The 21,629-nt window shown below is 69.4% G+C and carries 24 protein-coding genes; 6 read left to right on the top strand and 18 right to left on the bottom strand.

Translation table 11 applies throughout. The annotated features are described in order from the left end of the window. Positions 1–30: 30 nt before the first annotated feature. The 6 genes from ABD134_RS12245 to ABD134_RS12270 all read right to left on the bottom strand — a co-directional run bounded on the left by ABD134_RS12245 (position 31) and on the right by ABD134_RS12270 (position 5,478). Positions 31–447, bottom strand: a complete 417-nt coding sequence (locus tag ABD134_RS12245; RefSeq protein ID WP_344229825.1) for a GntR family transcriptional regulator — start codon at positions 445–447, stop codon at positions 31–33. After that, the gene (locus tag ABD134_RS12250) at positions 444–2,291 is read right to left on the bottom strand and encodes a hypothetical protein (RefSeq protein WP_344229827.1); all 1,848 of its coding nucleotides are present in this window, start codon (positions 2,289–2,291) and stop codon (positions 444–446) included. Before ABD134_RS12250 ends, ABD134_RS12245 begins: the two co-directional genes overlap by 4 nt. Before the next feature lie 63 nt (positions 2,292–2,354). Beyond that, on the bottom strand, positions 2,355–2,702 hold the full coding sequence (locus ABD134_RS12255; RefSeq protein ID WP_344229829.1) for a GNAT family N-acetyltransferase: 348 nt from the start codon (positions 2,700–2,702) through the stop codon (positions 2,355–2,357). 14 nt (positions 2,703–2,716) lie between these two features. Beyond that, positions 2,717–3,703, bottom strand: a complete 987-nt coding sequence (locus ABD134_RS12260; protein ID WP_344229831.1) for an NUDIX hydrolase — start codon at positions 3,701–3,703, stop codon at positions 2,717–2,719. Positions 3,704–3,782: 79 nt separating this feature from the next. Then, positions 3,783–4,769 (bottom strand): mycothiol synthase, encoded by a 987-nt coding sequence (gene mshD / locus ABD134_RS12265; protein ID WP_344229833.1) that lies wholly within the window; start codon positions 4,767–4,769, stop codon positions 3,783–3,785. Positions 4,770–4,794: 25 nt separating this feature from the next. Continuing rightward, positions 4,795–5,478 carry a winged helix-turn-helix transcriptional regulator gene (locus tag ABD134_RS12270; RefSeq protein ID WP_344229835.1) on the bottom strand — a complete coding sequence of 228 codons (684 nt, stop codon included), beginning with the start codon at positions 5,476–5,478 and terminating at the stop codon, positions 4,795–4,797. Between the two features lie 60 nt (positions 5,479–5,538). On the opposite strand from ABD134_RS12270, the gene ABD134_RS12275 reads away from it, so the two are divergent. From ABD134_RS12275 to ygfZ, 4 genes are all read left to right on the top strand, one after another. Further along, positions 5,539–6,333, top strand: coding sequence for a hypothetical protein (locus tag ABD134_RS12275; protein ID WP_344229836.1), 795 nt, complete (start codon positions 5,539–5,541; stop codon positions 6,331–6,333). Positions 6,334–6,351: 18 nt separating this feature from the next. Beyond that, positions 6,352–6,699, top strand: coding sequence for a hypothetical protein (locus ABD134_RS12280; RefSeq protein WP_344229838.1), 348 nt, complete (start codon positions 6,352–6,354; stop codon positions 6,697–6,699). A gap of 161 nt (positions 6,700–6,860) precedes the next feature. Further along, positions 6,861–7,511, top strand: coding sequence for a nitrobindin family protein (locus ABD134_RS12285; RefSeq protein WP_344229839.1), 651 nt, complete (start codon positions 6,861–6,863; stop codon positions 7,509–7,511). A 14-nt stretch (positions 7,512–7,525) separates the two neighbouring features. Beyond that, a complete protein-coding gene (ygfZ, locus tag ABD134_RS12290; protein WP_344229841.1) occupies positions 7,526–8,710 on the top strand; it encodes a CAF17-like 4Fe-4S cluster assembly/insertion protein YgfZ in 1,185 nt (394 codons plus the stop codon). Between the two features lie 40 nt (positions 8,711–8,750). On the opposite strand, the gene ABD134_RS12295 is transcribed toward ygfZ, so the two are convergent. From ABD134_RS12295 to ABD134_RS12325, 7 genes are all read right to left on the bottom strand, one after another. Continuing rightward, complete coding sequence (locus ABD134_RS12295; RefSeq protein ID WP_344229843.1) at positions 8,751–10,688, bottom strand: HNH endonuclease; 1,938 nt, start codon at positions 10,686–10,688, stop codon at positions 8,751–8,753. Between the two features lie 182 nt (positions 10,689–10,870). Continuing rightward, on the bottom strand, positions 10,871–11,269 hold the full coding sequence (locus ABD134_RS12300) for a VOC family protein (protein ID WP_344229845.1): 399 nt from the start codon (positions 11,267–11,269) through the stop codon (positions 10,871–10,873). A gap of 94 nt (positions 11,270–11,363) precedes the next feature. After that, positions 11,364–12,116, bottom strand: coding sequence for a GNAT family N-acetyltransferase (locus tag ABD134_RS12305; protein WP_344229847.1), 753 nt, complete (start codon positions 12,114–12,116; stop codon positions 11,364–11,366). A 39-nt stretch (positions 12,117–12,155) separates the two neighbouring features. After that, complete coding sequence (locus ABD134_RS12310; RefSeq protein WP_344229849.1) at positions 12,156–13,187, bottom strand: 6-phosphofructokinase; 1,032 nt, start codon at positions 13,185–13,187, stop codon at positions 12,156–12,158. A gap of 65 nt (positions 13,188–13,252) precedes the next feature. Then, positions 13,253–13,507 (bottom strand): PspC domain-containing protein, encoded by a 255-nt coding sequence (locus tag ABD134_RS12315; RefSeq protein ID WP_344229851.1) that lies wholly within the window; start codon positions 13,505–13,507, stop codon positions 13,253–13,255. A gap of 41 nt (positions 13,508–13,548) precedes the next feature. Then, entirely contained in the window at positions 13,549–13,893 is a 345-nt protein-coding gene (locus tag ABD134_RS12320; protein ID WP_344229853.1) for a hypothetical protein, read from the bottom strand. A 55-nt stretch (positions 13,894–13,948) separates the two neighbouring features. Then, a complete protein-coding gene (locus ABD134_RS12325) occupies positions 13,949–15,370 on the bottom strand; it encodes a PspC domain-containing protein (protein ID WP_344229855.1) in 1,422 nt (473 codons plus the stop codon). A 124-nt stretch (positions 15,371–15,494) separates the two neighbouring features. Between ABD134_RS12325 and ABD134_RS12330 the strand changes: the two genes are divergently transcribed. Together ABD134_RS12330 and ABD134_RS12335 are read left to right on the top strand one after the other, a co-directional pair. Beyond that, positions 15,495–16,775 (top strand): ATP-binding protein, encoded by a 1,281-nt coding sequence (locus tag ABD134_RS12330; RefSeq protein ID WP_344229857.1) that lies wholly within the window; start codon positions 15,495–15,497, stop codon positions 16,773–16,775. Then, positions 16,772–17,419 carry a response regulator gene (locus ABD134_RS12335; RefSeq protein ID WP_344229859.1) on the top strand — a complete coding sequence of 216 codons (648 nt, stop codon included), beginning with the start codon at positions 16,772–16,774 and terminating at the stop codon, positions 17,417–17,419. The genes ABD134_RS12330 and ABD134_RS12335 overlap by 4 nt, the downstream gene beginning before the upstream one ends. Positions 17,420–17,439: 20 nt before the next feature. Here ABD134_RS12335 and ABD134_RS12340 read toward each other — a convergent pair whose 3' ends face one another. The 5 genes from ABD134_RS12340 to ABD134_RS12360 all read right to left on the bottom strand — a co-directional run bounded on the left by ABD134_RS12340 (position 17,440) and on the right by ABD134_RS12360 (position 21,565). Further along, a complete protein-coding gene (locus ABD134_RS12340; protein WP_344229861.1) occupies positions 17,440–18,081 on the bottom strand; it encodes an ATP-binding cassette domain-containing protein in 642 nt (213 codons plus the stop codon). Next, a complete protein-coding gene (locus ABD134_RS12345) occupies positions 18,078–18,884 on the bottom strand; it encodes an ABC transporter permease (RefSeq protein ID WP_344229863.1) in 807 nt (268 codons plus the stop codon). The genes ABD134_RS12340 and ABD134_RS12345 overlap by 4 nt, the downstream gene beginning before the upstream one ends. A gap of 59 nt (positions 18,885–18,943) precedes the next feature. Then, on the bottom strand, positions 18,944–19,798 hold the full coding sequence (modA, locus tag ABD134_RS12350; protein ID WP_344229865.1) for a molybdate ABC transporter substrate-binding protein: 855 nt from the start codon (positions 19,796–19,798) through the stop codon (positions 18,944–18,946). Beyond that, the gene (locus tag ABD134_RS12355; protein WP_344229867.1) at positions 19,798–20,229 is read right to left on the bottom strand and encodes a TOBE domain-containing protein; all 432 of its coding nucleotides are present in this window, start codon (positions 20,227–20,229) and stop codon (positions 19,798–19,800) included. Before ABD134_RS12355 ends, modA begins: the two co-directional genes overlap by 1 nt. A 118-nt stretch (positions 20,230–20,347) precedes the next feature. Next, positions 20,348–21,565, bottom strand: a complete 1,218-nt coding sequence (locus ABD134_RS12360; protein WP_344229869.1) for a pyridoxal phosphate-dependent aminotransferase — start codon at positions 21,563–21,565, stop codon at positions 20,348–20,350. Positions 21,566–21,629 lie beyond the last annotated feature (64 nt).

The following is a 21,629-nucleotide window of genomic DNA, read 5'->3' on the forward strand; positions in this document are numbered from 1 at the left end:
CCAGCAGGTCCTCATACGGGGTGGAGATGCTCACCCACGCATTCTACGGGCCACCCCCGTCAGTAGCTCCACCGTCTCCTCAGGGCTGAAACCCGCCGCCCTCGCCCGGCGCGCGAGATCCTCGGCAGCCTGCACGACGTCGGCCGGCCAGTCCCGCTCCTGACCTGCCTCCCTGATGTCCCGCCGTGGCCTCATCCCGGGGGGAGACTCCGCCACCGTCGTGCCGTGTCGGCGTCGGGAAACCACGTAGCCGGCCGCCTCCAGCTCCCGATAGGCCCGGGCCACGGTCCCGACGGCGATCCCCAGATCCGCGGCCAGCGCCCGGACCGAGGGGAGCCGGGATCCGGGGGTGAGGGAGCCGTCGTCGACCAGGGCGGTGACGCGCGCCCGCAGCTGCTCGAACGGCGGCACCGGCGAGGACAGGTCGAGGACGATCTCGACGCTCATGCGCGGTGCATTTCATACTCGGCCCCTCGTTCGCTCTGGCGGGGACGGAGCCGGACCCCGGGAACTTCAGGAGCGGGGGCGATCACGCAGGCCACGATGAGGCCGACCAGGGCGAAGACCGTCAGGGTGCGGATCAGGAGCAGGCCGTCCGGCAGGTCGTCGGCCCCGAGGTTCAGGATGGTGCCACTGATGAAGCCGTGCCAAACCTGCACGCCGGCGATGGCGGAAGCCGCGGTGACGGACAGGATGCCCGCGGCACCGACGGCCAGCAGGCGGTTGGCCCCGCCGGCGCGGATCGCGTCGTCCTGCTCGGCGGTGGCATGGCCGAGGGGCGGCCGATGCAGAGCCAGGCGGGCGAGGGCGAGAACGGTCAACGCGAAGGCCGCGGCCGTCGCCGCCAGGGCGGTGGCCACCTCGGCCTGCGGGACCGTCGTGGTCAGGCAGAGGACGCACCATATCGCTGCCAGGAGCACGGACAATCCGAGGGCGTAGGCCGGCCATCGAGACGACCTGCCGGTGGTGGCCGGTTCCCAGGCCCGGCTGTGTCCCCGGCGGATGCCGAACTCGGTGAAGCCGAGGATGGCCAGGGCAGCGGCGCACGGCAGTGCCGACCATAGCAGCATCGACCACATGTCCCAGGCGGACCCCCAGGCGGGACCGGCAGACCCGTCCATGGACGAGCCTGAGTGGGTTGGAGCCCAGGAGAAGTAGCCCACCAGCGCGGCGATCGGCACCGCGACCATCCACGCCAGCGTCGCCCCATCCAGGCGCAGGCGCAGCACGGCGCGGGCTGTACCCGGAGGGGACGGTGCGCCAGGCGGCCGAGGGACTGGGCCGGCGTCGTACGTCTCCGGATGCCGCACCGTGTGGGAACCGAGCTCGGAGACCTGCGGTGACCGCCAGAAGAGCAGGACCAGCATCACGAGAAGGGAGGCCAGGCCGAGCCAGGGCATGAAGGGGGTGGAATAGCGGTCATCAGATTGTCGGGCCAGCGCTGCGTCAGCATTCGCCCAGGCGTTGAACCCAGCGGCTCCGATGCCCAGCATCATGACTGCCACGGTGCGCAGGGCGCGGTTGACGGCGATGCGCCGCACGAGGTCGTCGTCTAGGGGGTGCAATCCTGTCAGCGTGGGCCGCAGGGCGATGATCCGCAGGACGATCACGAAACCGAAGGCGGCCAGGACCAGAGCCAACAGCAGCCAGGGCGCGATGTCCCCTCCGCCTCTGGATCCTGGCTCGAACCAACTGCTCTCCGAGCCGCCGTACTCGTCACGCCACGTCTCCGTGATCTCGCGCGCATGAACCGCAGGGGCCTGCCAGGCCAACACCACCAACCCGGCGGACGCCAGCATGATGACGCCGGTGGCGCCGGTCAGGTAGCGGGGTAGGAGGTCGGTGGCGCGCCGGTCGCTCAGTCGGGCCGTGCGCACGGCACCGGTCTGCCGGGGCCACGTGTATTGCGCCACGGCGTACACCAGAACGAAGGCCAGGATCGGGCCAAGGGCGATCCCGAGCGCCTCGAACCACGGCAGGGGAGGCAGTGGGGCGCTGATGACGTTCCTGAGCGTGTCCCCGTCAGTCTCGGTGGCGACCGGGAAGGCGTCTTTGCTGAACCCGTTGCCGAAGACGTCAGTGTGCTCCGAGGTGGCCAGGGTGGCCAGACCGGCGGTACCGGAGGCGAAGAGGGCGATGAGCGCAGCGATCATCGCGTGGGTGCGCACGGCCCGCACGGGATCGCCGCGGCCAGGACTCCACGCCGTGCCGCGCAGGACCACATACAGCAGGCCCAGCCCCACGGCCAGTCCTATGCCGGTGGACCCGGCCCATCCCATGGCGTTGCCCATTTGCTCCCCCTTCGACTATGTGTCAATGTATCAAGCCATTGACACATTCGGAAGGCGGTTGAATTACAGGTCACCCTTGAAGACCAGGGGAGCGTACTCCGGGTAGCGCCGCAGGTAGTCCTGCACGTAGGAGCATTCCGGGACGATCAGGAAGCCCTCCGCTTTGAGCCGCTCCAGCACGATCGTCACCAGCGCGCGGGCATAGCCGCGGCGGCCGAAGGCCTCGTCGATGATGGTGTGCTGCAGGACGATCACGGTCTCTTCGCCCACGGTCTGCTCCGTGTAGCCGAGGAATCCGATGAACTGCTCCTTCTGCCACAGTTCAATCCGGCCGCGGTCCGGGTCGCGCTCCACGCGCAGGTCGTCATGGACGATCTTGGGGGTGTCGGTGCTGCTGCCCTGGGTGCTCATGCGATGAGGCTACTTCAGTCGTCCCAGACGTCGTAGGTCTCGATCGACACGATTCTGCCCCCGGCATCCAGGGCCTGCTGGGCCACGATGACTGCACCGGGCTTCAGATAGGGATCCTTGCCGGGCAGGGCGGCGAGCACGGCGTCCTTCGAGTCCAGAACCCCGTCCTTCAGCACCTCGAGGATCTCCGGCAACACCGGCCGATGGGTGCACAGCAGGGTCGAGCGCTGCTTGCCCAGCCGGGCCGCCATCTCCTTGCGCGACTTCTTGGGCTTGTTCTTCGCCGTCTTCTCGCTGAAGGCCCCGAGCTCCTTGAACCCGCGCTTGGTGTCCTTCACGTACGGGGTCACCGTCTCCACGCAGCGCAGGTACGGGGACGTGATGACCTTGTCCGGGTTCCAGGCCCCCAACAGGCGACGCACGGACATTGCCTGCCGCTTTCCCGTGGCCGCGAGCGGCCGTTGGTCCTCCGCGCGGGACCACGAGGAGCGCGGCTTCGCCTTCGCGTGGCGCAGGATGATGAACGGGGCAGTGCGCAGGGTCTTGTTGCGGTGGGCTGCGACCAAGGCCTCCAGCGGTTCGCGGTCCGTGGCATTGGTCAGGGCGGCGCGGGCCCTCTTGACGCTCATCCACTCGGTGCGGTCCACCTCGCGGCCGTCCGGTACCGGCGTGGTCCGGGAGGCCTCGGCGGCCCAGTACCAGACCTCCTTGGGCGTCCCGGCGGCGCCGATGGTGTACCGGGTCGTCGGCAGCGGCAGCCCCAGGTCCACCACTAGCCCGATCTCCTCGTGAACCTCCCGCGCCGCGCATTCCGGCAGGGTCTCGCCGTCGTCCAGCTTGCCCTTGGGCCAGGACCAGTCGTCGTACTGGGGGCGGTGGATCACCAGCACCTCGAGCTCCTGACCCGAGGTACGCCAGGGCACCACTCCGGCGGCGAGGACCGGGGCGGTGGGTGCGGCGTCGTGGAAGTCGGCAGTCGAACGGGCTGCAGTCTGGGGCATGCGGGATCCGGTTTCCGAAGAAGGGGCGTGGCGCACCATCGTATCCGGCGCCGGGGCCCGGCGCCGGATACGAGGTGGACTACCCGCGCGGGGCGTACATCACATCGGTGTCCCAGCGGACGAAGCCGAGCTTGCGGTAGAGCGCCACGGCCGCGGTGTTGTCCGCGTCCACATAAAGCATGACCGCTTCCACGCCCTGCTGTTGCAGGTAGCGGATGCCCGCCACCGTCAGCACCCGGCCTAGACCGCGACCCTGTGCCTGGGGGCTGACGCCGACCACATACACCTCGCCGAGCGGCGGATGTCCGTCCGCGCCGGGGTGGATCTTCGTCCAGTGGAAGCCCAGCAGCGTTCCGTCAGTGTCCTCGGCCAGGATGAACCCGGTCGGATCGAACCACGGCTCGGACTTCCGGGCATCCAGATCAGTCTGGTCCAGCGAACCCTGTTCGGGGTGGTCGGCGAAGGCCGCGGCGTTCGTCTCCAGGAACGCGGCGTCGTCCGCTCCGGGCACGAAGGACCGCAGGGTGATGCCCTCGGGGGCGGTGCCGTCCCACACGCTGGTGCGGTGGGAACCGATCTCCACGTCGTCCTGGGACACCTGGTGGGTGAGCCGCAACCGCAGCAGTTCGCGGACCGGCGCGTAGCCGAACTGCTCGGCCAGCCGGGCCGCCGCGGCATGGTTGCCGTGGGCCCAGGCGTTGTACTTCTCCGCCAGGCCGGCATCCAGCTCCCGGGCCAGGGCGGTCGCCACCCCTTGGGAGCGGCAGTTGGGGTGCACCACCAGTTCGAGGGTTCCGGGCCCAGCGCCCGGCCCCGCGGAGATGGCGACGGCGGCGCCCGCCAGTTCGCCGTCGCGGCCGTCCTGGTGGTCCAGCCACGCGGTGACGGTCCGGACCCTGTCCGGGTCGTCTGTGGTGCGCAGCTCGACCCAGGTCTGGTCGGAGAACGGAGGGTTGCCGTCGGCGGACTCGGCCGCCTCGGCCAGGGCCGTCAGGTCACGCAGCATCGCGGAATCCAGGCGGCCGGCACTGGTGGACAGGGACGGGAATTCGTGCGGGTGGTCCATGGGTCAACCCTAGTCGTTGCGCGGGTTATTCTCCCGGGGCGTCGCGCGGGACGAAGCGGTATCCCACATTCCGCACGGTGCCGATCAGCTGCTCCTGGTCCGGACCCAGCTTGGCGCGCAGCCGGCGCACATGGACGTCCACCGTGCGCGTGCCGCCGAAATAGTCGTAGCCCCAGACCTCGTGGAGCAGCTGTTCGCGCGTGAAGACCCGGCCCGGGTGCTGCACCAGGTGCTTGAGCAGCTCGAACTCCTTGAAGGTGAGGTTCATCGGCACGCCGTTGACCTGGGCGGTGTATGTGGTGGCATCCACGAAGATGCCGGAGGCGCGGATCGGCTGGTCGGATCCCGAGTCTTCCCCGGGGGCGGGGAGCGCGGCCAGCCGCAGCCGGGCCGTCACCTCGGCCGGTCCCGCCGTGTCCAGCAGGAAATCACGAGCGCCCCACGCGGGGGAGAAGCCGGCCAGGCCGCCCTCGGTCAGCACCGGGAGCAGGGGCAGTCCGGGAGAGGCGGTCGAGAGGGCCCGGCACAGGTTCCGGGCGCCGGTCAGGTCTCGGCGGGCGTCCACCAGCACGATGTCGGCCTCCGGGTGGCGCAGCAACTCCTCGGCCCGCGGTGGGCCGGAGACGGTGCGGTGGTCCAGGAAGGCGAGAGCCTCGAGAATCGATTCGGGTTCGGCGGACGCTCCGGAGAGCAACAGCAACAGGGCCAAGGTGGACTCCTCTCCGGGTCAGGACGATTATACGGAGTCGGACAATGGCAGGATGGACGCGTGAAGCATCCACTGTTGGCCGCCGCGGCCGCGATCGCCGCCGTGCTCATGGGAGCCGCCTGCCTCGGTGGACCGTGGTTCACGGTCGCCGTCGCCGCGGTTCTGGTGATCGCGGCCGCACTGGGCTGGCCACAGTTGCTCGGCGCGCCGGCCCGGAAATCCCTGACGGCTGTCCTCGGCGTGTCCGGGTTGGCGGCCGTCGGTGCCGTGTCGCTGTGGCCCGGCCAGGGCCCTGGAGAGGGCCCCACCGCCTTCGGCGCATCGCTGATCGAACCCATCGCCGTCTGCGTGGCGCTGGGCGTGGTGGCCGCCTTCATGGTCCAGCTCTTCCGCGGCTCCGGCAGTCCCCAGCGGCTGGAGTCCACGGCCGGCACCATCACCGGCGTGGCCGTCGTCTGCGCCGGTGCCGGGTGGGTCGCCCTCGCCCGGTACGACGCCGGCCCACTGGCCGTCTCTGTCAGCCTCTCCCTGGCGCTCGCGGCCTTGGCCGGGTTGGTGCCGTTCCCCGGCCGGAGCGGCCGCGGACTGGCCGCTGGGCTGTCCCTGGTGCTGGCCGGCGTCGTCCCCGTGGTGTTGGAGCCGCTGTGGCCGGCCTCCTGGGGCGCGCTGTCCTTGCCCGCCGCCGTGGTGGCCGGGCTGTTGGGCGGGCTGGTGCTCGTCCTGACCGGACGCACCGCCCCGGACCGCGGGCTGGGCAGGCCGCTGGGGCGCCGTGCCGCGGGGGCCCTGGGGGTGGCGCCCGTGGCGGTCGTGGGGCTGCTGACCTATTTTGTGTTCAGGATCATGCCGGCTTGACCGGCGAGAGGAGAAAACATGTCTGAGGAAATGGCCGCCGCGAACTACACCGTGGCGTTGGAAGAGGGCGGTGACGATGCGTTCGAGCGGGTCTTCCGCTTTGTCGGCGGCGTGCTGACCCAGGTCCTGGGAGGCTCCGGGGCGGACGTCGTCGGGGTCTCCGTGGTGGTGCGCCGGCGCAGCGACGAGGTGGAGGTCCTGCGGATCGACGCCGTGGACCAGCAGGACGGGGATCAGATCCTGCAGGCGATCCAGCGGGATCTGGACACCTATCCCTCGGACGAATTCGTCACCTTCTGGCTCGAGCAGGTCCAGCATGGACGCCATGTGGCAGGCCGGGACGCGGACGGCACGCGCCTCGAGTAATCCCGCACGCGGGGGCCACCGGTCTGGAGTAGGATCGGGGTATGTCCCTTCTTGCACTCGAGGTCTTCTTCACCGTTCTTCTCGTCATCGCCGGACTGGCCATGGCCGCGTTCGCCGTGCTCGTGGTCTCCGGGCTGTACAAGGGCCAGCGCTGAGCCTTCGTGCCCACTGAACTGCCTTTTGACCTGAACCCGGAGCTCGCTCCGCTGTCCTGGCTCATCGGCGCGTGGGAGGGGCAGGGCCGGCTCGGTTCTGGTGAGGACGGCACCGAGATCTTCTACCAGCGGGTCGACTTCACCGACCATCGCCTGCCGTTCATCGAATACCGTGCCGAGTCCTGGCTGAGCGAGGCGGACGGCACCCTGCTTCGGCCGCTGACCGTGGAGAACGGCTTCTGGTCGCTGGACCGGGACCGCCGCGATGGCGATGTGGGACCCGGGATGAGTCCCGGGGACGTGGTGCCTGTCCTCCGGTCCGCTGAGGACGTGGAGGCCTTCCGCCGTGAGGACGGGTCCTTCCCGATCACCGCGCAGATCTCCCATCCCGGTTCCCTGACCGAGCTCTACTACGGCGTCATCAAGGGTCCGCAGCTGCAGTTGAAGACTGACTCTGTGCTGCGCGGTTCGGCGGCCGGCCCCTATGAGGGCGGCTCCCGGATCATGGGCCTGGTCAACGGTCAGTTGTTCTGGCGTTGGGACGCCACTCACCACGCCGGTGTCGGTGAAGAACCGCACGCGTCGGCCATCCTCGATCGGATGCCTGATCCCACCCAGGGGCGCCTGGCTCCCGGCGCGCCCCGCACCTCGAACTGAGATTGAGGCCCAGCATGTTGTCTATTCCTGGAGCAGTGGCCGGCAACGGCCCCGACGCCCTGGTTGCCGCCCATTACGGCCAGCCCACGGCAGAGCAGCGGGCCCTGGATGCCGGCTCCGCAGTTGTCGATCTCTCCCACCGTGGCGTCGTGACCGTCTCCGGACCGGACCGTCTGACCTGGTTGAACGTGCTGACCAGCCAGAAGCTCGACCGGCTGGCGCCTGGAACCTCCACGGAGACCCTTTTCCTGGACGTCCAGGGCCGCATCGAGTTCGACTGCCACCTGGTCGACGATGGCGAGACCACCTGGCTCACCGTCGAACCCGGGGAGGACGCCGGCCTGGCGGACTGGCTGCAGAAGATGAAGTTCGCCTCCCGCGTGGAGATCGCGGACCGCACCGGCGAGATCGCCGTGGTTGGATCCACCGCCGCGGTCCCCGGCTGGGAAGAGCGGGAGGACATCGCCCGCTGGGAGGACCCGTGGCCGCGCATCGGCGAGGGCGGCTTCCCGTACACCGATGATCCGGATCCTGCCCAACACCCGGCCGCGGACTGGTCCTGGAACGAGTATCTGGTGCCGGTGTCGTTGCTGAGGGACCTGGCTGATCCATCGACTCGTGCAAAGGCGAACGAGAGCGCCGCACTGCCTGAGGGCTCCGCACTGCCTGAGGGCTGGAGCTTCGCCGGGACGATGGCCTCCGAGGCGTTGCGCATCGCTGCCCTGCGGCCACGGCACGGGATGGACACCGATGAGCGCACGATCCCGCACGAGATCGACCTGGTCCGCACCGCCGTTCACCTCGAGAAGGGGTGCTACAAGGGGCAAGAGACCATTGCCCGCGTGCACAACCTGGGACGCCCTCCCCGTCGGCTGACCTTCCTCCAACTTGATGGCTCCGGCCACACCTTGCCCGCTCCTGGTTCTGACGTCATCGTGCGTCCCGAATCCGAGGCGGAGGCCGCCACCGCTCGATCGGTGGGCACCGTGACCTCGGTGGCCCAGCACCATGAGATGGGCCCGATCGCCTTGGCCATCCTCAAGCGCAACACCGACCCCACCGCCGAGCTCCTGCTCCGCGACGGCAATGCCGACGATGGATGGTCCTTCACCGCAGCCACCCAGGAGACCGTGGTCTCTCCGCAGGCCGGCCAGGTCGTAGGCCGCCAGTCCGGGTTCATCCGCAAGGGTGCTCGCTGAGCCTATCCAGCCCCAGCCGGAACCGGCCTCGCCGGACCACTTAGGCAGCCCCCGCGTACTCCACCTGTGTTCCGGACCGGAACCGCGGCCTCACATGGTCAACGGCTGTGATGTGCTCCTGGCTTTTTTTGAGGCCTTCGAGATCGCTGCGCCAGCCCACTGTGAGGGATGGAGTGGATATCGGTATCCTCACCGTCACGGGTAAATCTGCGGCGCAGGCCGGGGCCATTGGTCCGCGCCGACGTCCAGCGGTGATGGCAGGTGCGGAGGAGTCGGACGGTGCGGACGAATCCGGTACGAGAGTATTGGGTGGTGCCGCGAGGGGCCGGGCCCGACTGGAATAGCGGTGTCCCGTTGGGGTCGTGATCTCGAGTTCGTTCGGGGATGCTTGATGAGACCATCCGGGGTATTCCTTGGTGTAGTTGCAGCGAGCGCAGAGGCCGGAGCCGTTGCTGAAACTGGTGGGACCGCCCTGGCGATGAGGCGTGGCATGGTCTATATGCCGGATGGGCGCCCCGCAGTACGGCGTGCGGCAGGTATCGTCCCGCAGAACGATCATGCGACGTAGTTTTCCGGAGAACTCACGACGTTGCGAGTCCATGGCCACCAGTTGTCCGGTCTCGGGTGACGTGTAGAGCCGGCGTAGGAATACCCGGGCCTCAGTTGACTCGACTGACACGGCTGACTCGACGGCCTCGACGGCCTCGGCGTGCGAGGATGCTCCGGCGGCCCCGGGTGCTCCGGCGGTGATTCCGATGTCGCGCGTACCACGGGGCGTTGGCGTTCCGTCTGAAGCTCCATGTGAGATCCCGTCCGAAGTCCCGTCCGAAGTCTCGCCGGAAGCACTGTCTGCCGACCCTCCTTGAGTGGCGCTGCCGGCGAGTAGTTTCCGGGCGATGGCGGCCGGGAGGGGGCCGTGACCTGGGATCCACGCGGGCTCGTTGTCACCGGCGAATAGTGCGGCGTCAGTCATGATGAGCTGGACTTCTACCGGGGAGGCCTCGCCAGCGCTACGGCCAGTGAGGCGTTCGACCAGGACATCGGTGAGAACCTGCTGGGGGCTGCGACCCTCGGCTTCCCCGAAGGCCACCTCCGTCCCTGCCCGGTCGGCCAGAGCCTGATAGCAGGCAGCGGCTTCCAGGGCGGGCAGGAGGGCCGTCAGATAGGCCATGCCGTTCTCAGTGGGCTTGAGGTTCACATGCCGGGTGGCCACGGCTTGGTCGTACCGCTCCGCAGCCGCCTCCGGATCTGTGCGATGGGCCAACGCCTGGGTTTCCAGTAGGAGATCCCGAATCCCCAACTCGGGGAGTCGGTCCGCCAGCGTGGAATCGACGCTCCGGCGGGCCTGTTCGGTGAGCCAATGGGTGTGCCGTTCCACCGTGGCGGCATGTTCTTCGCTGATCTGGCCGCATTGCAGGGCGGAGAGGGTGTTCGTCAAGTCTCCGGTGAAGTGGAGGGCCTGGCGCAGCTGGATGCTGCCGCGCTGTTGGTTCACGCGGCGGGCCAGTGCGATCTCAGAACCCAGTCCGCGCCCGCGCTGGGGCGCCGGGATACCGCGTGCCGCTTCCTCGCGGTGCCGGTGCTGGTGGAGGGCCGCCGTCTCGCGGGCCTGAGCCGCAGCGCAGGCGGCCTTGAGGTCCTCCAACGCGCGGATCCGGGTGATCGCCTCGGCCTCGCGGGCCACTGCTGCCAGGTCTTCATCGCTCGGGCCGAAGCGGGGTGTGAGAGTGCGCGCTGTATATGGGGCGGCGGGGGCGGAAAGGGAGGTCGTGGAGGCGGCGTCGGAATCATGGTCGGAGGCGCCGGGGCCGGAGATATCAAGGCTGGCGGGAATCATGTCAGCGAGGGACGCACGAAGGGCGATAAGCGACCGGGCGTCCTGCAGTGTGTGGACCCGTGGCATCTCGACTTGTGGGCGGATATCGGCGTGCCCGGAGGTGTCTCCGGGGAGTGATTCGCGCCGCACCGATTCGAACATGCGTACTACCCTACGAGTGATGGCGGACACGGTAAAGATGTGTGGGCCCGGCTGGGGATAAGTTGCTTCCCGGCTTCCCGGCTTCCCGACTTCCCGGCTTCCCGGCTCGCTGTGGAGGACGTGGGCCCGCCGGATGGAGGCGTGATTGCTGCGCCGGTGGAGGGCCCGATCCCGTCGGTCGGCTACTCGTCCCGGGCGGACAGCACGCAGAACTCATTGCCGTCCGGATCAGCGAGGACGGTCCAGGTGGCACTCTCCGGTTCGCCGATGTCGATGAGGGTGGCCCCCAGCGCCTCAAGACGGTGGATCTCCGCGTCCCGGTCGTCTGAGGTGTGGGGCGCGAAATCCCAGTGCAGGCGATTCTTGCCGACCTTCTGGTGCTCAACCGGGACGAAGACCATGCCCGGCGGAACGCGGTGGAACGGCAACGAGTTCGAGAGTTCGGCCGACCAGCGGGGGATCACGACGGACTCGAGATCAGATTCATAGACGACCTCCCAGTCGAGCGCCTTCGCCCACCATTGCGCCAGGGCCCGGTGATCCGTGGACTCCACCACTGTCGAATACCATCTCAGGGACATTCCAACAGGGTAGGACGGGCCGCGGCTGAGTGACCAGCACCGACTGGCTGACCGGCACCGACTGGCTGACCGGCACCGATGGATGCGACAGCACCTACTGGTTGAACAGCACCGTCGTCTGTGATCCGGCGAGTTCGAATCCCAACGACGCCGCCACCCGTTGCGCACCGGTGTTGCCCAGAGCGGCCCGCCATTGGGGGATGAGCCCCTCGGTGAAGGCTTCCTCCATGGCGATCGCCCCCGCGTAGGCGCCGAGCCCCTTGAGGCGGAGGTCGGGCCGGACCAGCACCCCGAGGTGACCGATGAGGCCCTGCCATTCCTCGTACCCCGCACCCGCCACCGGCTGGCCGGTCGGGGTGCCCGTGCCGTCGTCGGGAACAAGCGTGAAGGTGGAATCCAGGGCGGACAGGCCCACCTCGGTGATGTCGTCCGCGGGGCATTGGGCCTCGAGTTCCCGGGCGTCCGAGGCCTCGTAGGACACCGAGACGGAGGAGGAGCGGGCGATGTCCGGAATGTCCTCGGCGTAGTAGAGCACCCACTCGCCGAGGGAGCGGGCGGAGTGACCGGCGCTCAAGCGGATCATGGTGGACTCCAGGGCGAGCTCCTCGTCATGCAGGCCACGGGCGGCCTCCAACAGCCAGGCCGGCCCGTACAGCACGGAGGACCCGTACAGCCGGACGAATGTGGCGATCTGATCGTCCTCGCGCGGCTGCGATTCGGCATCGGTCGGCATCTCGATCCGGTGCCCGCCTGTGGCTGAAGCGGCAGCGAAGGCGCCGTCGTCCAGCCCCAGGATCCGGGACCAGGCCAACTCGATGATCTGGCGGGTGTGGGCGTTGACGGGCATGCCCTCCACGCTACCCCGCGCACGACGCCGGCCCGCTGGCTACCTGCCGAACAGCACCTTGGCCTCGTCGTAACGGTGTTGGGGGACCTCCTTGAGGCCGTCCAGGGCGGCGCCCAGGGACACCTGCACGATCTCGGTGCCGTCGAGGGCGACCATCTGGCCGAACCGGCCCTGCGCCACCAGGTCGATGGCACCCATCCCGAAGCGGGTGGCCAGGACACGGTCGAATCCGGTGGGCGCCCCGCCGCGCTGGATGTGCCCCAGAACGGTGCTGCGGGTCTCGATGCCGGACATCTCCTCGATCTGCTGCGTGACCCACTCGCCGATCCCGCCCAGGCGCGCGCGCCCCGAGGCGTCCGCGCCGGCCTCGGCCAGAGGGTCGTCGTGGCCCTCGGGAATGAAACCCTCGGCCACCACCACGAGCGGTGACCGCCCACGGTCGTGCACCTGCTTCACCCATTCGCACACCTGCTCCATGGAGGTGCGCTGTTCCGGGATGAGGATCGCGTGCGCGCCGGCGGACATGCCCGAGTGCAGGGCGATCCAGCCGACGTGGCGGCCCATGACCTCGGCGACCATGCAGCGGTGGTGGGACTCGCCCGTGGTGCGCAACCGGTCCATGGCATCGGTGGCGATGGAGACCGCGGTGTCGAAACCGAAGGTGTAGTCCGTGGCCTTGAGGTCGTTGTCGATGGTCTTCGGCACCCCGACCAGGGGCACGCCGTCATCGGACAACCGCTTGGCGCCGGCCAGCGTGCCCTCACCGCCGATGGCAACCACCGCGTCCAGGCCCAGCTCTGCCATCCGCGCCTTGATGTTCTCCGGCCCTCCGCCCGGGTGGTCGTACGGGTGCGTGCGGGAGGTGCCGAGGATGGTGCCGCCCGTCCGGGCCAGGCCGCGGACCCGCTGGCGGGGAAGGTCCTCGACGTTCCCCTCGATCAGGCCGCGCCAGCCATCCCGGATGCCGACCAGCTCGTAGTCGTAGGACTTGATCCCGTGCAGGACCGCCGAACGGATGACAGCGTTGAGTCCGGGGCAGTCCCCGCCGCTGGTGAGGAGGCCGACGCGCATGTGGTGCCTTTCTGGACGGGGCTGGAGGTGACGAGTGCGAACTAGCTGGAGGTGACGAGTGCGAACTAGAGAGGACGCTGCGTTCCGGGGAACACGCGCTCCAACGGAATCGTGTTGTCCTGCCACGGCAGCAGCACCCAGGCCACCACGTAGGTGAAGAGGCCGACGCCCGGCAGGAGGAAGCCGATCAGGACAACGATCCTGACCAGCGTAGGGTCCCAGCCGAATTTTGCCGAGATCCCGCCGGCAATGCCGCCGACCCACCGCTTCGGTCCGCGGCGGAAGGGAATGCTCCTCAGGGAACGGTAGAAGGTGTCCATGGTGCTCCTCGATGCGTTTCGATCTGTGGTTTGTGGGTGGACTAGGACGACTTACTACGGGCGGCGCCGGCGATTCCGCCGGCCACCAGGGCCACGCCGCCGACCAAGGCCAGGCCGATCATCACCAGAACCGGGTCGAGGTTCCAGTCAAGCACGGTCACGGACAGTGACCACAGGGCCACCAGCAGGGCAATCACGCCCCAGACCAGGGTTCCAGTGCGGAGGGTGGATTTCTCCGGCCCGACGTCGGCCGGCTGGGCCTCGCTGTCCGTGCGATGGGCGGCGTAGTTCCGGTCATGGACGGTGCCGCGCGTGATCTCGTCCTCGAGGGCCTGGTCCTCGTCGTGGGTGGGATGGTGGGAGAAATCGTGGGGATGGGTGCTCATGTCATTCACTCCTGGGCTGTCACAGTTGATCGACGTCAGTTCTGGAGAGGTTTGGTCAGTTCTGGCTGGTACCGGTGGTGGTCGGGGCCTCGGCGCGCACGTTCAGGGTGGAGAAGGAGACGTCCGCCTCCACCACGATCTGCTCGTCCCCGGGTGCGTCCACCACCTGGAGGCGGCCGGCGTCGTCGGTCCCGACGGAGGGGGAGTTGACGCTGCCGAAGGAACTGTTCGCGTCCAGGAAGACGTCCACGTTGTTCGGGACCACGAGGTCGGCCGTGGAGAAGCTCAAGCTGATGTCCACCGGGGTGGCCTCGGCTGCGCTGGCTCCCGTGAGTTGGCGCAGGTCGATGGTGCCTTCGCCGAAGCTCAGGTCGTATCCCTCGGTGACGTTGCCGGTGACCACGCCGCCATCCCAGTTGCCGGTGTCCGTCCAGTTCGTTCCCCAGGGGCCGTCCTGGACGTACGCGCTGGCGGTCGCACCCACCACCGGGATCGCGAGGATCGCGGTGGTGACGGTGAGTCCGCCCCCGCCGCGGCCAGCGATGGCCCCGGCGATGACACCGATCGCCATGACCGCCAGCACCGTGGCCAGGCTGGCAGCCCAGATGACGGGCCATGAGGCGGTGAAGACGTCGAGATAGCGCAGCAGTGAGACCGCGGCGCCGGCCAGGACCGCCAGCCCGACGACGACCAGCTGGGTTGCACCGGGCAGCGACGGCGGGGTGCGGTCGGCCGGGGGAGTCGGCTGCGCTGGGGAAACGGTGTGAGCAGGATCGGCGCGTCGATAGTCGGGCTGGTGGGGGTACGAGGCGGTGGAGCTCATGGGTTCGGGTCCTTCCGGGGAACGGTGGGCAGTGCTGGCGGTACCAGCAGTGCTGGCGGCGGAGGGCAAGTACCAACCGGTGTCCGTGGGAGCCACATAGAGGCGCTCGGTGGCCTGGGCGCTGGTTTGGGGGCTGGGCAGGGTTCCGGGCTGGGAGGATTCGGAGCCTGTTGCCGGCTCGGTGCCGGACGGAAGCTCCCGGGGGCGGCCGCGCGTCCCGTTCTGGGACAGGACCAGCCAGACGAAGAATCCGATGATGCCCAGGCCGATCACGCTGCCGAAGCTCCAGAAGCCATCGCTGCCGCCGAGGAAGCCGGGCCAGTTGAAGAGGTTGCCGATGCCGAGCACGGTGAACACGAGTGCACCGGTCATACCGGCGGTCCACCGCCCCTGGCCTGCCTCCCGGGAGTGGACGCGGCCGTCCGGCTCGGGCAGGAACATCCAGGCGAGGCCGTAGAAGAGAACGGTCAGTCCGGAGGTGAGCAGGGTCAGGACCACGAACAGGGCGCGGCCCAGGGTTCGGTCCATGCCGATACGGTCGGCGAGGCCGGCGACGACGCCGCCCATCCAACGTTGGGGGGAACGCACGGTGTGCAGCGAGTCGATCCAGGTGTAGAAGCCGCTGGTGCTGCCGGGGGCGGGGTTCTCGTTCATGTCTCCATCGTCCCGTCTGCAGGTCCCGTGCGGTATCCGGGGAGCCCCTGACCGGACCCGGAGAACCCCCGGATCTACGTCCGTAACGCCACCCGGACGCCGCGGACTGAGGCAGGATGGAGCCATGACAACTGTCCTCACCCGCCCCCGGGAGCACCGGGCCATCGCCGGCGTCTGCGCCGGTCTGGCCCGATACCTCGGCCTGCCCGTGGCGTGGGTGCGGGTCGGCGTCGTGGCCCTGGCGCTGCTCAGCGGGGTCGGTGTGGTGTTCTACGCCTGGTTGTGGATCTTCGTCCCGGATGAGCAGGAGGCCGTCGTCGGGGCCACTGAACCCGTGCGCGGGGCCGCTGAGCAGACCCGGACGTGGGCCTTCGGCGACCGGCTGAGCGATCGGCTCGGGGACCGGCTCGGCAGTTCGGCCGGCCGCGGCTGGCAGGTCATCGTCGGCATCGTGCTCCTCGTGCTGGCAGCGGCCCTCGCCCTGCAGGTGATCGGGATCCGGCTGAACTGGGGCTTGATCGGACCGGCCGCCGTCGTTCTCCTCGGGGTGGCTCTCGCCTGGCTGCAGCTCGACTCCCTCCGGGGCGATGCCACGGACCGGGCCGGGAGGACCCACCGCGTCACCTCCCTCGTGCTCGGCCTGCTGCTGGTCATGGCCGGCATCCTGGCACTCGCCGCCGGCCTCGTCGGTGCCCAGGACATGTGGCTGGGACTCGTCGTCGCCATCGTCATCCTGGCCGGAATCGTGCTCGTGGCCGCTCCGTGGGTGATCAAGCTGTGGCGGGACGCCGCCGCGAAGTCGTCCGCGCTCGCCGTCCAGACCGAACGCGCGGAAATCGCCGCACACCTGCACGATTCCGTGCTGCAGACCTTGGCGCTGATCCAGAAGAACGCGGAGGACTCCGCCATGGTCGCCCGGTTGGCCCGTGCCCAGGAGCGAGATCTGCGCCAGTACCTCTACGCCGACCCCACCCGCCCCGACGGCAGCCTGACGGACCGGCTGCAGGACCTGGCCGCCGCCATCGAGGACAACCATGGCCAGCCGATCGAGGTCGTCACGGTCGGCGTGGCCACCGGGCCCTGGCTCGACCCGCTGCTGCAGGCCTCCCGGGAGGCCATGCTCAACGCGGTGCGTCACGCGGGGCCGGCGCGCGTCTACGCCGAAGCTGGCCCGGCCGCCGTCGAGATCTTCGTCAAGGACCGGGGCGACGGCTTCGACCTGGACGCCATCCCGCAGGACCGCCTCGGCATCCGCGAATCCGTGATCGGCCGCATGGAGCGCGCCGGAGGTACGGCCACGATCTCCACCGGCGCGGGCGGCACGGAGGTCCGGCTGCATCTGCCGGTGCCCGAGCACGCAGCAGGCCGTGCCACCGAAGAAGACACAGAAGGGGCCACACCATGACCACACGCGTTGTCATCGTCGACGACCACGCCATCTTCCGCACCGGCCTGAAGGCCGATCTGGATCCGGCGGACATCGCGGTGGTGGGGGAGGCCGGTGACGTTGACTCGGCCATCCGGATCATCCACGAACTCGAGCCTGAGGTGGTGCTGCTGGACGTCCACCTGCCCGGCGGCAAGGGCGGTGGCGGGGCCGAGGTCGCGGCATCCTGCCAGGACCTGGCCCCCGAGGTCAGATTCCTGGCGATCTCCGTGTCCGATGCCGCCGAGGACGTGGTCTCCGTCATCCGCGCCGGCGCCCGCGGCTACGTCACCAAGACCATCTCCGGGACCGAGGTGTCCGCGGCCGTGCAGCGGGTGGCCGGTGGCGACGCCGTGTTCTCGCCCCGACTGGCCGGCTTCGTCCTCGACGCCTTCGGTACCGCGGACGTGGCCGTGCGGGACGAGGAGCTCGATCTGCTCTCGGCCCGTGAACTCGAGGTCATGCGGCTGATCGCGCGCGGCTACACCTACCGCGAGGCAGCGAAGGACCTGTTCATCTCCGTGCGCACCATCGAGACCCATGTGTCCAACGTGCTGCGCAAGCTCCAGCTCTCCAACCGCCACGAGCTCACGCGCTGGGCGGGGGAGCGGGGACTGCTTTAGATCAGGCTCTCGTCCCGGCTCTAGTCCCGGCTCTCGATCCGGAACTCCGCATCGGCCAGCGCCACCACGTCCGCCTCGTGATGCGTGATGAGGACCGTGGTGCGCCCGGTCAGGACCTCGGCCAGCAATTCGCGGATCGTCGGGACCACCTGGGCGTCCAGGGCGGACAGCGGCTCATCCAGCAGCACCAGCTCCGGCCCCGAGGCCAGCACCCGGGCGATCGCCGTGCGCTGCGCCTGGCCGCCGGACATCTCCCCGGGCCGGCGGGAGGCCAGCTGCCCCACGCCCACCCGCTCGAGCCAGTCCCGGGCCGCTTCCCGTCGGTTCCTCCGGCCCACGACGCCGGCGCGGGCCAGTCCGAAGGCGACGTTCGCCTCGGCCGTGAAGTGGGGGAAGAGCAGGGGGTCCTGCGTCAGGTAGCCGACGTTCCGGCGTCGTGCCGGGATCCAGCTGTTTCGGCCGGCGGCGAGATCGAAGAGGGCCCTGTCACCGAGCCGGGCGTGCCCGGTATCCGGGCGCAGCCAACCGGCGAGGGCAGAGAGCACCGTGGACTTGCCGGATCCGTTGGGCCCGGTCAGGGCCAGGGTCTGGCCCTCGTCCACGGTGAACGCGAGCTCCACCCCGCGTTCGGGGACGACCACGCGGCAGTCCAGGCCGGTCATGACCGTGCACCCGTCCGCCGGCCGTCCCGGCGCCCCTCTCGCCGTCCATAGGCCACGGTGATGACCACGAGGGCCACCACCACGAGCACGAGGGAGAGGGCGACAGCGGCCTCCGGATCGGTCTCGCGTTCGAGGTAGACCTGCAGCGGCAGGGTGCGCGTGGTGCCCTGCAGGGAGCCGGCGAAGGTGATGGTCGCCCCGAACTCTCCCAGGGCGCGGGCGAAGGTCAGCACCAGGCCGGCGATGAGCCCGGGCGCCAGGAGCGGCAGCGTCACGGTAAGGAACGTGCGCAGCGGCGAGGCTCCCAAGGACAGTGCGGTGCGCTCGTGGGCCTCACCGCGGGTCAGCAGGGCACCCTCGAGCGCCACCACGAGGAACGGCAGGGACACGAAGACCTGCGCAATAACCACGGCCGCTGACGTGAACGCGATCTCGATCCCGAGCAGTTGGAGGTGCTCGCCGATCAGTCCGCGCCGGCCGAATGCCTCGGTCAGTGCGATTCCGCCGACCACGGGCGGGACCACCAGCGGCAGCAGCACCAGGGACCGCGCCACGCTGCGGCCCGGGAACTCCAGACGGGTGAGAACGAGGGCCAGCGGGGTGCCGATCAGCAGGCAGATCACGGTGGCCGTCAGCGCGGTCCGCAGGGAGAGCCCGAGGGCGTCCAGGGCGGAGGGGGAGGTGAGCAGTTCGGGCAGCCGGGCGAGGTCCACGCCGGCCACCAGGGCGACGAACGGCACCAGGAGCGCAGCACTGCCCAGGATCCCGACGACGGCCAGCCCGGCCGGCGGGCGGACCCGCACTTCTCGTCTCCGCACCAACCAGCCCGGCGCCCATCGTGCCGCGCCCCTCGGACGAGCGGTCACGGAGCGCCGAACCCGTCCGCCTCGAGCACCGACTGCCCGTCCTCGGAGAGCACGTAGTCGACGAATCGCTGGGCCAGCTCCGGGTGCTCCGGGCCGTTCTCCGCGGCGGCGTCCAGCACGGTGATGGGGTAGGTGTTCACGGCGGAGCCGGCGTTCTCGAGCTCGATGGCGTTCACGGACTCGCGGGCACCCGTACCAGCACCAGCGCCAGCACCGGCACTGAGTGCGTCCGTGACGTAGACCAGCCCCGCGTCCGCCTCGCCGGAGCTGACCTTGCCGAGGACATCGGTGACGCTGGCCTCCTCGCTGACGGGGGAGAGCTCCACGCCGGCGTCCTCCGCCACGTCGAGGGCAGCGCGGCCGCAGGGGACCTGAGGGGCACAGATCACGAGCTTCACGCCCTCGGCCGCCGCCTCCGCGAGGGAGGTGATGTCGGGGGAGTCGGCCGGGATGTCGGCGGGCGTGACGAGCGTCAGGACGTTGGTGGCGAACGGCTCCGGCTCCCCGGAGTTCTCCCCGGCCGCCACGACCGTATCCATGTTCGGCTCGTCGGCCGAGGCGAAGACGTCAGCCGGGGCACCGGCCAGGATCTGCTCCGCGAGGGAGGACGATCCGGCGACGTTGTATTCGACTTCGACCCCCGGGTTCTCCTGCTCGAAACCGTCCGCCAGCTCCTCGAAGGACTCGCCCAGGGACGCTGCCGCGAAGACCGTGAGGGTGGTGCCGGATGCCTCGGCTTCACTGGAGGGGCCGGTGCCACTCGAGGCGGCGCCGCAGCCGGCCAGGACGACACTGACTCCCACGATGAGGCCGAGGGCGAAGCCCAGATGGCGTCCGGTACGGCCCCGCATCAGCTGTCCGCCCGGCCTGTTCGTTCGGTGCGTTCCATTCTTTCCACAATGACGGTGGTCGCCTTCACGACGGCCATGGCGGGCATCCCGGGCTCTAGACCGAGCTCCCGTGCCGCCTCCGAGCTCATGAGGGAGACCACCCGGAAGGGGCCACACTGCAGTTCCACCTGGGCCATGACGGTGTCCATGACCACGTCCGTCACCAACCCGTGGAAGCGATTGCGCGCCGAGGAGGGGACACCGTCGTCACCGGTGTCGTTGAGGGTGCTGTTGCCGTCCTTGACCAGTCGGGCGACTTCCACACCGTCGACGGCGGCCCGGCCGGTTCCGTCCGTGTGGGCCCCGAGCCTTCCGGAGGCAACCCATCGGCGGACGGAATCGTCACTCACTCCCAGGAAGCGGGCAGCCTCAGAGATTCGCAGAAGCGTCATAAAAGACATCCTAAATGACGCAACTGCGGATCAGAAGTCAGATCTGATCCGCAGTTGCGCCGCTCGCCAGTCGCCGTCAGTCGCCGTCAGTCGTTCGGGAGAGAGTTGGGAGGCGAGGCTAACGGGCGAGGAGCTGCTGGATCCGGCCGATGCCCTCGGCGAGATCGTCGTCGCCCAGGGCGTAGGACAGGCGCAGGAAGCCCGAGGGGCCGAAGGCCTCACCGGGCACAACGGCGACCTCGGCCTCGTCCAGGATGTAGCCGGCAAGCTCGGCGGAGGTCTGGTGCTTCTCGCCCAGCGCACCGCGGACGTCCACGTACGCGTAGAAGGCGCCGGCTGGCGTCGGGCAGGAGAATCCGGGCACCGCGTTGAGACCCTCGACGATGGCCTTGCGGCGGCGGTCGAAGGCCGTCTTCATCTCCTCCACGGCGTCCAGAGGCCCGGCGACGGCGGCGAGGGCGGCGCGCTGGGAGACGTTCGCGACGTTCGAGGTGGCATGCGACTGGAGGTTGGTGGCCGCCTTGATGATGTCCACCGGGCCGGCCATCCAGCCCACGCGCCAGCCGGTCATGGCGTAGGTCTTGGCCACGCCGTTGAGGATGATGACCTGCTCTGCCATCTCCGGCACGGCAGCGGCGATCGAGGTGAAGGGGACGTTGTCGTAGGTGAGGTGTTCGTAGATCTCGTCGGTGACCACCCAGAGGCCTCGGGACGCGGCCCACTGGCCGATCGCGGCGGTCTCCTCCGGGTCGTACACGGCACCGGTGGGGTTGGACGGGGAGTTGAACAACAGCACCTTGGTCCGCTCGGTGACTGCGGCCTCGAGCTGGTCCACGGTGACCTTGTATCCGGTCTCAGGGCCGGCGAACACCTCGACCGGCACTCCGCCGGCCAGGCGGATGGACTCGGGGTAGGTGGTCCAGAACGGCGTGGGGACGATGACCTCGTCGCCCGGATCCAACAGGGTCGCGAAGGTGTTGTAGACGGCCTGCTTGCCGCCGTTGGTCACCAGGACCTGCTGGGGTTCGATCTCGAACATGGAGTCGCGCAGCGTCTTCTCCGCGATGGCCTGCTTCAGCTCGGGCAGACCGCCGGCGGGGGAGTAGCGGTGGTTCTTGGGGTCCTGGGCGGCGTTCACGGCGGCCTCGACGATGTACCCCGGGGTGGGGAAGTCAGGTTCGCCGGCGCCGAAGCCGATCACCGGACGCCCGGCGGCCTTGAGCGCCTTGGCCTTGGCGTCGACGGCGAGGGTGGCAGACTCGGCGATCGAGCCGATGCGCTCGGAGACGCGGCTGCGGGGCGGGGTGGGCTGCGAGGTGGACGGTGAGCTAGACATGGGGTCCTTCCGGCGGGCGGTTTCCGGGGGTCGTCGCGATCCAGCCTAGTGGTACCGGCGTGCT

Origin of the sequence: Citricoccus alkalitolerans, from assembly GCF_039528175.1 — a bacterium.
GTDB classification, from domain to species: Bacteria; Actinomycetota; Actinomycetes; order Actinomycetales; family Micrococcaceae; genus Citricoccus; species Citricoccus alkalitolerans.